Below are 11,874 nucleotides of genomic sequence, written 5' to 3'. Positions count from 1 at the left end.
ACAGAGGGGAGTCCTGTTGACAAAACCCCTGTCGGGGAGGCGGTGACCCGACGGGACCTCCCGGCCGGGCGGACTGTCCCGGCCTGATCCCGTTGCCGCAACCACGATCACGACCGCCACGCCACCGGTGCCTCGCCTGCCGCCTGCGCGTTGGCCCTCACGGGTGGGTCAGGGCTTGTACTCGGTGTGTGGGGTGGCTACGGCCCGGAGCAGGTCCCGCAGGCGGATGCATTCGGCCACGGGGTCGCGGCAGCCGGCGGATGTCCTCGCCGGCCTCCATGTTGAGGCGGGTCAGCGAGTTCTCCCACCCGACGTACTGGGAGTGCTGTTCAGGGCTCGCCCCTCTGCCGGTTCGTCACGCCGGGCGCTGATGATCAGGTCCACTGCTCTCTTCCGGTGGAGCCTCCCGACTCCCGGGCCCTCGTCAAGTCCCGCACATAGCCCGTGCCCGGTTGGCCGTTCAACAGGATGTCTTCTCCGGTGGGGGTGAAGCCCGTGCGGGTCAGGACTGCGCGGGAGGCTGTGTTGGTGAGGGTGGCGGCTGCGCGGAGTGTGGTCAGGGCGTACTCCGTGGCGGCCAGGGTGCAGAGTTGGAGGACGGTGGTTGTGGCCAGGCCCTGGCCGGTGGCTTTTTCGGCCATGCGGAAGCCCAGGGCGGCGGAGCCGTCCGCCACGTCCACCAGGTTGAAGCGGCCCAGGATCTCGCCGGTGGGGGCCACCAGGACGTGGAAGTGGCAGGCGCCCGTTGCCTGTTCGGCGAGGAGGGCGGCGTGCCGGGCCTCGAAGTGGGCGAAGTAGTCGTCCCCGCGGTCCGGTATCGATGCGGCGAAGAAGGCGCGGTTCTCCCGCTCGAACGCGAGCAGGGCCGGGGCGTGATCGGCGCGTAGGCGCTGGAGTTCGGGCATGGGGGAAGGGTACGGGGGAGGGGAGCGTACGGGGGAGGGAAGCGTACGGGGCCCGTTGTGGGTGGGCCCCGTACCCGGGCGACGGAGCTATTGCGTTCCGTGGCATTCCCGGTACGCGCGTCCCGAGCCGCACCAGCACGGGGCACTGCGGGCCGGGGGCCAGGGGATTGCCCGGCCGCGGGCGGCGAGGGTGGTGGCGTACTGGGGGAGGAGGTCCGGGTCGGCCGGGGACGTGGCTTCCGAGGCGGCGAAGGCTTCGTAGGAGGGGACCGTGCCCGTCACGATGCCCAGGTTCGGGGTGCCCGCGGCGTGGAGGTCGCGGAGGGCGGCTTCCAGGGCGGCCAGGTGGTCGGTGTGGGAGGGGTACTCGCTGCGCAGGACCGGGTACGCGGCGAGGAGTTCGTCGAGTTCGGAGGCCGGCCAGTGCAGCACCGCCACCGGGAACGGGCGGGACAGCGCGGTGCGGTACGTGCCCAGTTCGGCGCGGAGGCGGATGATCTCGGCCCGGAGCTCGCCCGGGTCCGAGGAGCCCAGCGACCACAGGCGCTTCGGGTCGTGCAACTCGTCCAGTGGGACGGCGGCCGCGTGGACGGCGTCGGCCAGCTCGTCCCACACGTCGTGCGCCACGCCCATCAGCCTTCGCACCCGGTGGCGGCCGATCAGCAGCGACTGCGTGGCGTACGGGACCTCCTCGCCCGGGGTCAGCAGGAGCGTCAGCGCGGTCGTGAAGTAGTCGTGGGCCGCTTCCAGCTCGTCGTGCGATTCGAGGGTCTCGGCCGCGATCTCCCAGACCGCCGGGTCGAGCGGGCCCACGACCCGGATGCCTTCGATGATCGCGCGGGCCTCGGCCTCGTGGCCGTACTCCCACAGGTTGGCCGCGTTCAGGGCCTTGACCAGGTGCGGGTGGTCGAGGTCGGGGGAGGCGAGCAGTTCGTCGTAGAGAGTGGTGGCACGGGCGCGGTCGCCGGCGAGCTCCAGATGGGCCGCGGCCTGGAGAAGCAGTGGCTCGCGGTCCTCGGGGTACTGCGCCGCGGTGCGCAGCAGGCGCTCGGCTTCGGTGATGTGGTCAGCAGGCGTGTCGGGGCGCATGAACCACACCGTACTGCTGTACGGCACCTGGGCGGAGGGTTGTTCCGGCCCTGGAGAGTTACGGAACATGGCCCTATCGTGCGGGCCGTGCGGGAGCGGATACCGGTCGTGGTGCAGCGGAACTCGCGAGGGCGGCGGATCGCCGCGCGCGGGTTGTGGACGGCTGCCGAAATGGTGGTGACCCTCGGCGTCGTCCTGTTGTTGCTCGTCGTTCATCAACTGTGGTGGACCAACCGGCAGGCCCGTGCCGACGCCGAGCACCAGGTGCAGACGCTGCAACGGGAGTGGGGGGAGCCGGAGCAGTGGGGGGAGCGGGAGGAGCCGGAGGAGGAGCCGGGGGACGGGGGCGGGCGCGGCGGTGGTGATACGCGTTCCTCCCCCGCAGCGCGCGCCCCGTCCCCCGCGCCCCGATGGGACCAGGCGTACGCCGTCATCCACATCCCCCGTCTCGGGCTCACCGCCCCCGTCGCCCAGGGCATCGGCAAACGCGGCGTCCTCGACAAGGGGTACGTCGGGCACTACCCGCGAACCGCGCAGCCCGGCCAGGCCGGGAACTTCGCGCTCGCCGGGCACCGCAACACCCACGGCGAGCCCTTCCGGTACATCAACCGGCTGCGGCGCGGGGACCGGATCGCCGTCGAGACCCGGGACTCCGTCTTCACGTACACCGTCGACCGGACGCTCGGGCAGACCGGCGCCGGTGACAGCGGTGTCATCGCGGCCGTCCCGCGCAGCAATGTGAAGCCGTATCCCGGGTACAGCGAGGCCGGTTCCTATGTGACGCTCACCACCTGCACGCCCGAATTCACCTCCCGGTACCGGCTCGTCGTGTGGGGGAAGCTGACGGGCGTACGGGCGCGGTAGCGGGGCTCAGCGGCGTTCCCGCAGCAACAGGACGCTGACCGTCGCCAGCAGGGCCAGGCCCACCGACAGCAGCAGCGCTCCGTCCGTGCCCGAGCCCGTCGTGGCGATCGCGATCGTCAGGGCCACACCCGCCGACGAGCCGATGTACCGGGCCGTGTTGTTCGCGCCCGAACCCATCGCCGCCCGCTCCGGCGGCACCGACTCGACCGCCAGACGCGGCAGCGCGGCGTTGAGCAGTCCGCTGCCGATGCCGGACACGACCAGGGCCGGGAGCAGCCGCAGCCACACCGAGGCGTCGATGTGCGTGGTGCCCGCCGTGTCCAGGGTGCCCAGCAGCGACAGCACCGCCACCGCGTGCAGGACGAAGCCCAGGGCCAGCTGGTGCCGGGCCGCGACCCGGCCCGCCAGCCGTCGCGTCTGCAGCGCCACCACGAACGCCGTACCCGACCACAGCAGGAACAGCCACGCCGAACTCAGCGCCGACATCCCCAGCGCCTGCTGGAGCAGCGTCGGCAGATAGCTGAACAGACCGATCACCGCCAGGCCGGTGAACAGCCCGCCGGCCGACGACGCCAGGAACGGGCGGCTGCGCAGCAGCGACAGATCGATCAGCGGGGCCGCGGCCCTGCGCTCCACCACCACGAACCCGGCGGTCAGGGCCAGCGCGGCGAGCAGCAGCAGCCCGATGGGCGCCCGCAGCCAGCCGTCCCGGCCGAGCGTCAGTGCGGTCAGCAGCGCCGTCATCGCCAGGCCGAGCACCGCGGCCCCCGCCAGATCGGGGCGGCCATCGCGCGGGGCACGGGATTCTTCGAGCGTACGGAACGCGAGTACGGCCGTGAGCAGGGCGGCGAGTGCCAGTACGACGTACGGCAGCCGCCAGTCGGCGGGGCCGAGCGAGCCCGCGAGCAGCGGGCCGAGGGCGATCCCCGCGCTCACGAACGCGCCCCAGATGCCGATCGCCCTGATCCTCGCCGCCCCTGCCGGGAACGCGCCGACCAGCAGGCCCAGGCTGGCCGCGAGGATCGCGGCGCTCGCCGCGCCCTGGGCCACGCGCGCCAGGGTGAAGGCGAGGGTGTTCGTCGCGAGCGCGCCCAGGCCGGTGGTGACGCCGAGGGCGAGGGTGCCTACGAGGAAGAGTCTGCGGCGGCCGTAGTCGTCGGCGAGGCTGCCCGCCACCAGGAGGAAGACGGCGAGCCCGAGCGGAGCGCCGTTCAGCAGCCAGGCCCGACCCGACGCGGGGGTGGCGAGGGCGGCGGAGAGGCCGGGGACGGCCGTCATCGGCGCCGTGTAGTTCATCAGCGCGATGGCGGTGGCCGCCGCGGTGGCGGCGAGGGTGCCGGTGGCGGTCTTCGCGGAGAAGGGCCGGGGCTGCGGTGGGGCGTCACGGGTCTGGTGCGCGGCGGGGGCGGTCTCCGTGGGGCGGACGGGCTGGGCCATGACTTCGCTCCGGGGGCTGGAAAGGGGCGCGGGTTGGGAAAGGGGCACTGACTGGAGAAGTGGTGCGGGCTGGGGCGGCCGGCGGTCCGAAGGCATGGTTCGATCAATGAACTCACGCTGTCGGGTCGACGTTAGCACGATAGGTTCATTCATTGAACTGTGACGGGGTAAAGTGGTCGTCATGGCTCTCGGCAAGGACTACGCGACACAGCAGTGCTCGATCGCCCGCGCACTCGAAGTGATCGGCGAGCGCTGGACCTTGCTGGTGGTGCGCGACGCCTTCTACGGCGTACGCCGGTACAACGACTTCCTCGTCCACCTCGGCGCACCGCGCGCCGTGCTGGCCACCCGGCTCCAGTCGCTCATCGAGGCCGGTGTCCTGGAGAAGCGCCGCTACCAGGAGTCGCCGCCGCGCGACGAGTACGTCCTCACCGACAGCGGCCAGGCCCTCTGGCCCGTCGTCCGCAGCCTCGGTGTGTGGGGGCGCGACCACATTCCCGGCACCCGGCCGATGCGAGTCTTCGTCCATGCCTCCTGCGGTACGGAACTGGGCGCGTACGGCGAATGCCCGGTCTGCGCACGGCCCGTACCGCCCGGGGACGTCGAGATGCGGCCCGGCGACGGACTCGATCCGGACCCCGCCGATCCGGTCAGCCGCGCCCTGCTGGCACCGCGCCGGCTGCTGCGGCCGCTGGAGAGCGATCGCCGCTGAGCGCGGGACCGCACGGGACCGGTGTGTCGGACCCATCGTGTATAACGGCTGGAGAGAAGCGTGATGGGGAAGAGATGAAAGGGAGGGGCCGATGAGCGGTGAAGTGAACCGTCTGCGCGGTGGCCTCGCCCGGCTGCTCCGCCCCGCGGGGCTGCTGCTCTTCCTCGTCACCGAGGTCCTGCTCGCCGAAGGCGGCAGCCTCTCCGCCGCCGTCGCGCTCGCCGCCACCGCGGCCGCCGGCTCCGCGCTCGCCGTCGCCTCGGTCATCAGCGCCCGCTGCGCCGTCCCCGTACCCCGCACCCGGGTCCGTACGGCCATGCGCGACCGGGAGAAACGCACCGCGTTCCTGCCGCAGCGAGACCCGGACGCCAAGGGGCGCAGACGCCCCCGAGCCCCCGGACGCGCCCTTCCGACGGCCGCGTAGGGGCTCACAGCAGTGCAGTACGGGGCATCCCCGTAGTACCCCGCAGTACCCCTCGCGGTTCGTCATGCCGAGTTCGTTCTTCTTCCCGGCACGACGAGACCCCCGGAGGGCTCATCCATGTCCGTCTTCATGTCCGCATTCGCCGCCCTGGTCGGCGCGCTGGCCGATGTGCTCCACCCGCTCTTCCAGACCGCGTCCACCGCCGCCGCGATCGTGCTGTTCACCGCACTCGTACGGCTGGCCGTGCACCCCCTGTCGCGGGCCGCGGCGCGCGGGCAGAAGGCCCGCACCAGGCTCCAGCCGCAGATCGCCGAACTGCGCAAGAAGCACGGCAAGAACCCCGAGCGCATGCAGAAGGCGCTCATGGAGCTGCACAAGGAGGAGAAGGTCTCGCCGCTGTCCGGCTGCCTGCCCAGCCTGCTGCAGATGCCCGCCTTCTTCCTCCTCTACCACCTCTTCTCCAGCCAGAAGATCGGCGGCGACCCCAACGCGCTGCTCGGCCACCAGCTCTTCGACGCCCCGCTCGGTGAGCGCTGGCACAACGCGCTGGCGCACGGCGGGCTGTTCGGGGCGCAGAGCATGGTCTACCTCGGTCTGTTCGCGATCGTCGCCGCCGTGGCCACCTTCAACTACCGGCGTACGAAGCGGCAGATGGCCGCCAACCCCGTCACCCCGGCCACCGGCCCCGACGGACAGCCCGTCCCGGGCATGGGCGCGATGACGAAGCTGATGCCGCTGCTGTCCTTCGCCACGCTCTTCACCGTGTCCGTCGTACCGCTCGCCGCCGCGCTGTACGTCGTCACGAGCACCACCTGGACCGCGATCGAGCGCGCCGTCCTCTACCGCGACATGCCGGTCGCGGGTGCCGCCATGGCCACCGTGGCGTGATCGGCGCGGCGAGTACGCCGGTCCAGTGTGTGAACAGGGTCTTGCGGAGTGATCGGATGTCTTGGACGATCGGACAAGCCTGCGATGGCCGCCACCCATCCGACGGGCCCGATCTCGACGAAGGGGAGAAAGACCGTTGAAGCTGCTTCGAGTGGGTACGGCAGGTGCGGAACGACCGGCGCTGCTGGACGAGGACGGAACCCTGCGTGACCTGTCGGGAGTCGTCACCGACATCGACAGCGCACTGCTCGCCGACGAGTCCGCGCTCGCCCGGGTACGGGCCGCCGCGGCCGCGCCCGGCGGGCTGCCCGCGCTCGACGCCGAGGGGCTGCGGGTCGGGCCGCCGCTCGCCCGGATCGGCAAGATCGTGTGCATCGGGCTGAACTACCACGACCATGCCGCCGAGACCGGCGCGGCGATTCCCACCGAGCCGATCCTGTTCTTCAAGGCGCCGGACACCGTCGTCGGGCCCGACGACACGGTGCTGGTGCCGCGCGGCAGCGTGAAGACCGACTGGGAGGTCGAGCTCGCGGTCGTCATCGGGCGCACCGCGCGCTACCTGGAGTCCGCCGAGGAGGGGCTCGCGCATGTCGCCGGATACGCGACGGCGCACGACGTCTCCGAGCGCGAGTTCCAGATCGAGCGCGGCGGCACGTGGGACAAGGGCAAGAACTGCGAGACGTTCAACCCGCTGGGGCCGTGGCTCGTGACGGCGGACGAGATCGCCGACCCGCAGACGCTGCCGCTGAAGCTCTGGGTCAACGGCGAGCTGAAGCAGGACGGCACGACGGCCGACCAGATCTTCCCGGTGGGTGAGGTGGTCCGCTACCTCAGCCACTTCATGACGCTTTACCCGGGCGATGTGATCAACACCGGGACGCCGGCGGGAGTTGCTCTGGGACAGCCCGAGCCCAAGCCGTATCTGAGGGCGGGCGATGTCGTGGAGCTGGAGGTTGTGGGGCTGGGGCGGCAGCGGCAGGAGCTGAAGGGGGCGTAGCGGGTGGGGTGCCCGGGCGTTCCGGGGCGCCGTTTTGCCCTCAAGCGCCGGACGGGCTGAAAGATGTCCTCAATCGCCGGACGGGCTTGATTTTGGCCGATGCGGGATGGATCGGCCGGTGTCGGCTCGATTCGGCCGACGTGGGCTGGATCCGCCGGCGGCGGCTTGATTTTGATCGGCGTGGGATGGATTGGTTGATATCGGCCGGATCGATCGGTGAGGGCTCGGCGTAAACGTCGGAGGGGTGGGGGCCGTGTCAGTGCGCCCCACCCCCTCCTCTCGTCATGCGCCGATTGTCGTCGCGAACTGTTCCAGGGCCTCTACCACCAGGGCGTGGTCCTCCGCCTGGGGCAGGCCCGAGACCGTCACCGAGCCGATGACGCCCGCGCCCTCGACCGCGATCGGGAACGAACCGCCGTGCGCGGCATACGTGTTCGGGTCCAGGCGCGAGGCGTCGTCGAAGGTCGTCCCCTTCGCCCGGAACCGGGATCCGACCAGGTACGAACTCTCGCCGTACCGTTCGACGACCTTGCGCTTGCGGTCGATCCAGGCGTCGTTGTCCGCGCTCGAACCCGGCAGCGCGGCGTGGAACAGCTGCTGTGCGCCGCGGCGGATGTCGATCGCGATCGGGGCGTGCCTCTCCCGGGCCATCGCGACGAGCAGGCCGCCGAGCGCGTACGCGTCGTCGTAGCTGAAATGCGGCAGCGTCAGCCGGCGTTCCTGGGCGATGAGCTCGGAGATGGTCGGAGCGGTGGGGTTCATACGGGCTGCTCCTCGGAATCGGCGGAGGTGGGCAGGGATACGGTGACGCCCTCGCGGGCCGAGCGGCGCGCGGCCTCCAGTACGTCCAGCGCCGCGGCGGCCTGGAGGGCGGTCACTGGATTGTCACCCTTTCCGCGCAGTGCGTCGGTGACCGCCGCGTAGTACGCGGGGTAGTCGCCCGGCGATGTACGGACCGGGGTGCCGCCGCCCGTCAGCGGGGACTCGCCCGAGCCGATCCGGCCCCACAGCTCCTCGGGCTCCTCGCCCCACGGCCCGTCCGCCGTCGGACGCGCGCCCTCGCGCAGGTCGGCCTCCTGCGGGTCCAGGCCGTACTTCACATAGCCGGCGGCCGAGCCCAGCACCCGGAAGCGCGGGCCGAGCTGGGCCGTGGTGGCGCTGACGTACAGATGTGAGCGGACCCCGTTCGCATGGGTGATCGCGAGGAACGTGTCGTCGTCGGCGGCGGCGCCGGGGCGGCGTACATCGGACTCCGCGTACACCTGCACGGCCGGTCCGAACAGGACGAGCGCCTGGTCGACGACATGGCTGCCCAGGTCGTACAGCAGCCCGCCGATCTCCTGCGGGTCGCCCGACTCGCGCCAGCCGCCCTTCGGCTGCGGACGCCACCGCTCGAAACGGGACTCGAAGCGCTGTACGTCGCCCAGCTCACCGTTCGCGATCAGGCGGGCGAGGGTGAGGAAGTCGTTGTCCCAGCGGCGGTTCTGGAAGACCGAGAGCAGCAGCCCGCGCTCCTCGGCGAGGGCCGCGAGCTCCCGCGCCTCGGCGGCCGTACCGGCGATCGGCTTGTCCACGACGACCGGCAGACCGGCCTTGAGCGCGGCGGTCGCGATCGGGACGTGGGTCCGGTTCGGCGAGGCGATCACGATCAGACCGAGCGCGTCGGGGCCGTCCGCACGCTCCCACAGCTCCTCCGGCGACGCGGCGAACCGTACGTCCGGGAACTCGGCGCGCGCCTGCGCCCGTCGTTCCTCGTTCGACGTGACGATCGTGTCGAGGACGAGGCCCTCGGTCGCGGCGATCAGGGGGGCGTGGAAGACGGAACCCGCCAGGCCGTAGCCGACGAGTCCGACGCGCAGGGGGGTCTGGGAGGTCTCGGACAGCCCGGGCGTCTCGTGAGTCGCGTTGCCAGTCATGTCCGACACTTAAGCAACGCTGTTGCCAAAGTGCAAGCGACAGGGACAATGGGGCTGTGAACAGGAGCAATAGCGGCGCGAATCTGCCGACACTGCGCAGCCACAACGCGGCGCTGGTGCTGGAACTGCTGCGGACGGCGGGCGAGCGCGGCATCAGCAGGCTCGAACTCGCCGAGCGCACGGGGCTCACGCCGCAGGCCGTCAGCAAGATCACCGCCCGGCTGCGCGCCGAGGGCCTGGCGACCGAGGCGGGCCACCGCGCCTCCACCGGCGGCAAGCCGCGCACCGTGCTGCGGCTGGTGCCGGACGCCGGGTACGCGATCGGGCTGCACCTGGACCGCGACGAGCTGACGGTGGTGCTCGTCGACCTGGCCGGCACGGTCGCCGCCGGACGCACCGCCCCGCTGGACTTCGGCGCCCCGGCGGACGAGGTGGTCGCGGTCGCGGCGTATGCGGTCGCGGAGGTACGGGACGGGTGCGCGGCGACGAGTGCGGTTTCGGCCGGACGGGACGGGGGCGCGCGGCCTGTGGATCTGCCGGTGCTCGGGGTCGGCGTGGCGGTGCCGGGGCCGCTGGACCACCGGGGCGGGGTGCTGCACCGCGTCACCGGGTTTCCGCAGTGGGACGGCTATCCGTTGCGGGACGCGCTCGCCGCGCGGACCGGGCTGCCCGTCGTCGTCGACAAGGACACCAACGCCGCCGCCCTGGGGCTCTCCCTGCGTGCGGCGGGTGCGGGCGACTTCGCCTATCTGCACCTCGGGACGGGGCTCGGCGCCGGTCTCGTCCTCGGCGGGGGGCTGCATCGCGGGGCCCGCACGGGGGCCGGTGAGTTCGGGCACCAGACCGTCCAGCTGGACGGGCCGGTGTGCAGTTGCGGAGGGCGCGGCTGCATCGAGGCGCTCTGCCTCGCCGCCGTCGCCCGCGGCGATGTCGCGGAGGCCGCACGCGTCCTGGGGACCGGCGCCGCGAACCTCGTCGGGCTGCTCGACATCGACCGGGTGATGCTGGGCGGCCGTACCGTCGCCGCCGATCCCGACGCGTACGTACGAGGCGTCCTCGCCGTGATCGAGGAGCGCGCCCGGCGAGGCGGCATCGACGCGCCGGTGCCGGTCATCGCCGCCGGGGGAGGGGAACGGCCGGTCGCGGAGGGGGCCGCGCAACTGGTTCTGGCTCCGCTGTTCGGACGGGTCGGGGGCGTGGACGGGGTGTGAGGCGGGGCGCGTCACTGGGCCGATCGAGCGGTTCGCGGCCGCCGGGCGGGCGGCCGTGCGGCATGTCGGCGCCGGTCGCCTCGCGCGTGCGTGGCAGCGTCGCCGCTCAGAACCGGTGAACTCCGGCGCACGGGGCGAGCCGACCGTTTCGCAAGCAGCGAAGGGTGCCCCCGATGCCCCCCACACCACCCCCGTCCGCCGGGGGCCCCGAGTCCACTCCTCCGTGCGTCCCCACGGCCAGCCCCGTGTCCATCCCGCTGGCCTCCGCCGCCTCCCTCCCCGTATCCACCGCCACCGCGTGTCCGCCCTCGCTCTCGGCCTCGCCGCCGGCCGCGACCCCGCTCCCCGGGCGGACGCGGCACGGGCTCGCGCTCGGGCTGGCGGCGGCGAGCGTGGTTCCCGTCGTCCTCGGCGGTGCGTCCGCCGCCCCCGCGTCCGCCGCGTCCTCGGCCACCACGGTCTCGAAGCCGGACTCCGTCACCGCCGACCAGCAGCCCGCCTGCGGTGATCCCGAGGCGGGCGAATTCCCGATCACCACCCGTATCCACAGCGGCCCCGACACCTACGCATCCGGCGGCGGCTACGGAACCTGGTACCTGGACCTCACCAACACCACCACCGAGTCGTGTCGCGCCATCCACCCGGTGCTCGTCCTCACCGACGAGGAGCGGAAGCTGACCTCCGACCAGATCCAGCTGGAGTTCGCCGACCAGGACCGTCCCGATGTGCAACACCGCGTCATCTGGGAGACCACCGACCAGGACGAACACATCGGTGTCTTCGGCGGCGACAGCGCGGAGGACGCCGAGGACGCCGACTCCTTCGCCGGCTTCACCGTCCCCGCGGGCCGCACCGTCACCGTCGAGGTCCGGATGGCGTTCACCTCGGACACCGGCCCGGGCCGGATCACTGCCAGGGCCGCGATCGTCCAGCGGCAGCAGGCAGCGGGCGGCAAGACCGGGAACGACGACGGGGCCTGGGTCGGCGAGTCCGACGACTACTCCTTCAGCGTCGTCGACGACAGCGACAGTTACGGCGATGAGACCGGCGACACCCAAGAGGTCGGTGGGACCGGCGACGTCCCCCGCGACACCCCCCGAGACGCTCTGCCGGACGGAGCGCTGCCCACCTCAACATCCGCCCCCGCCCCCACCTCCACCTCCACCCGAGACGCCCCGGCCCGCCCGGTCGCGTCCGGCCGGACCCCTGCCGCGAGCGACCGCCCCGAACGCCCCGACCTCCCCCAGCTGGCCGCCACCGGCCCGGCCGCCGTTCCACACCCCGGCATCACCGTCGCCGGGTTTCTGATCGGTGGCGGGGCCATGGTGCTCTGGTCCAGGCGCCTGCGCCGCCGCCCCTGAGCCCGGTCGATACCGCGCGCTCCGGTCGTATCTGATGGTTGAACGGACCGCCTAAAATCGGGGTCGTCGG

The 11,874-nt window shown here is 72.4% G+C and carries 12 protein-coding genes; 7 read left to right on the top strand and 5 right to left on the bottom strand.

Translation table 11 applies throughout. The features are described 5' to 3' along the window. Window positions 1-374 precede the first annotated feature (374 nt). Window positions 375-905, bottom strand: coding sequence for a GNAT family N-acetyltransferase (locus OG507_RS14475; RefSeq protein WP_327367611.1), 531 nt, complete (start codon window positions 903-905; stop codon window positions 375-377). Window positions 906-992: 87 nt separating this feature from the next. After that, the gene (locus OG507_RS14470; RefSeq protein ID WP_327367610.1) at window positions 993-1,994 is read right to left on the bottom strand and encodes an SEC-C domain-containing protein; all 1,002 of its coding nucleotides are present in this window, start codon (window positions 1,992-1,994) and stop codon (window positions 993-995) included. A gap of 78 nt (window positions 1,995-2,072) precedes the next feature. Between OG507_RS14470 and OG507_RS14465 the strand changes: the two genes are divergently transcribed. After that, window positions 2,073-2,858: a class E sortase gene (locus tag OG507_RS14465; RefSeq protein ID WP_327367609.1), complete on the top strand. Its 786-nt coding sequence runs from the start codon at window positions 2,073-2,075 to the stop codon at window positions 2,856-2,858. Window positions 2,859-2,864: 6 nt separating this feature from the next. On the opposite strand, the gene OG507_RS14460 is transcribed toward OG507_RS14465, so the two are convergent. Then, window positions 2,865-4,295: an MFS transporter gene (locus OG507_RS14460; RefSeq protein ID WP_327367608.1), complete on the bottom strand. Its 1,431-nt coding sequence runs from the start codon at window positions 4,293-4,295 to the stop codon at window positions 2,865-2,867. A gap of 181 nt (window positions 4,296-4,476) precedes the next feature. On the opposite strand from OG507_RS14460, the gene OG507_RS14455 reads away from it, so the two are divergent. The 4 genes from OG507_RS14455 (at window position 4,477) to OG507_RS14440 (ending at window position 7,316) form a co-directional block, all read left to right on the top strand. Further along, window positions 4,477-5,007 (top strand): winged helix-turn-helix transcriptional regulator, encoded by a 531-nt coding sequence (locus tag OG507_RS14455; RefSeq protein ID WP_327367607.1) that lies wholly within the window; start codon window positions 4,477-4,479, stop codon window positions 5,005-5,007. A gap of 91 nt (window positions 5,008-5,098) precedes the next feature. Beyond that, window positions 5,099-5,431 (top strand): DUF6412 domain-containing protein, encoded by a 333-nt coding sequence (locus tag OG507_RS14450; protein ID WP_327367606.1) that lies wholly within the window; start codon window positions 5,099-5,101, stop codon window positions 5,429-5,431. A 117-nt stretch (window positions 5,432-5,548) separates the two neighbouring features. Further along, window positions 5,549-6,319: a YidC/Oxa1 family membrane protein insertase gene (locus OG507_RS14445; protein WP_327367605.1), complete on the top strand. Its 771-nt coding sequence runs from the start codon at window positions 5,549-5,551 to the stop codon at window positions 6,317-6,319. Window positions 6,320-6,455: 136 nt separating this feature from the next. After that, window positions 6,456-7,316, top strand: a complete 861-nt coding sequence (locus OG507_RS14440) for a fumarylacetoacetate hydrolase family protein (RefSeq protein WP_327367604.1) — start codon at window positions 6,456-6,458, stop codon at window positions 7,314-7,316. Between the two features lie 282 nt (window positions 7,317-7,598). Here OG507_RS14440 and OG507_RS14435 read toward each other — a convergent pair whose 3' ends face one another. Together OG507_RS14435 and OG507_RS14430 are read right to left on the bottom strand one after the other, a co-directional pair. Beyond that, a complete protein-coding gene (locus OG507_RS14435; protein ID WP_327367603.1) occupies window positions 7,599-8,078 on the bottom strand; it encodes a heme-degrading domain-containing protein in 480 nt (159 codons plus the stop codon). Continuing rightward, window positions 8,075-9,232 carry a Gfo/Idh/MocA family oxidoreductase gene (locus tag OG507_RS14430; RefSeq protein WP_327367602.1) on the bottom strand — a complete coding sequence of 386 codons (1,158 nt, stop codon included), beginning with the start codon at window positions 9,230-9,232 and terminating at the stop codon, window positions 8,075-8,077. Before OG507_RS14430 ends, OG507_RS14435 begins: the two co-directional genes overlap by 4 nt. A gap of 56 nt (window positions 9,233-9,288) precedes the next feature. Between OG507_RS14430 and OG507_RS14425 the strand changes: the two genes are divergently transcribed. Continuing rightward, on the top strand, window positions 9,289-10,443 hold the full coding sequence (locus OG507_RS14425; RefSeq protein ID WP_327367601.1) for an ROK family transcriptional regulator: 1,155 nt from the start codon (window positions 9,289-9,291) through the stop codon (window positions 10,441-10,443). A 245-nt stretch (window positions 10,444-10,688) separates the two neighbouring features. Next, the gene (locus OG507_RS14420; RefSeq protein WP_327367600.1) at window positions 10,689-11,804 is read left to right on the top strand and encodes a hypothetical protein; all 1,116 of its coding nucleotides are present in this window, start codon (window positions 10,689-10,691) and stop codon (window positions 11,802-11,804) included. Window positions 11,805-11,874 lie beyond the last annotated feature (70 nt).

Source organism: Streptomyces sp. NBC_01217 (genome assembly GCF_035994185.1).
GTDB lineage: Bacteria > Actinomycetota > Actinomycetes > Streptomycetales > Streptomycetaceae > Streptomyces.
The sequence above is the reverse complement of the archived record's forward strand: the minus strand, read 5'-3'. Positions and strand labels throughout refer to the sequence as shown.

Excerpts from the sequence above, each read along its gene's own strand:
- OG507_RS14475 (WP_327367611.1), bottom strand. The coding sequence starts at position 905 with ATGCCCGAACTCCAGCGCCTACGCGCCGATCACGCCCCGGCCCTGCTC.
- OG507_RS14470 (WP_327367610.1), bottom strand. The coding sequence starts at position 1,994 with ATGCGCCCCGACACGCCTGCTGACCACATCACCGAAGCCGAGCGCCTG.
- OG507_RS14460 (WP_327367608.1), bottom strand. The coding sequence starts at position 4,295 with ATGGCCCAGCCCGTCCGCCCCACGGAGACCGCCCCCGCCGCGCACCAG.
- OG507_RS14455 (WP_327367607.1), top strand. The coding sequence starts at position 4,477 with ATGGCTCTCGGCAAGGACTACGCGACACAGCAGTGCTCGATCGCCCGC.
- OG507_RS14450 (WP_327367606.1), top strand. The coding sequence starts at position 5,099 with ATGAGCGGTGAAGTGAACCGTCTGCGCGGTGGCCTCGCCCGGCTGCTC.
- OG507_RS14445 (WP_327367605.1), top strand. The coding sequence starts at position 5,549 with ATGTCCGTCTTCATGTCCGCATTCGCCGCCCTGGTCGGCGCGCTGGCC.
- OG507_RS14435 (WP_327367603.1), bottom strand. The coding sequence starts at position 8,078 with ATGAACCCCACCGCTCCGACCATCTCCGAGCTCATCGCCCAGGAACGC.
- OG507_RS14430 (WP_327367602.1), bottom strand. The coding sequence starts at position 9,232 with ATGACTGGCAACGCGACTCACGAGACGCCCGGGCTGTCCGAGACCTCC.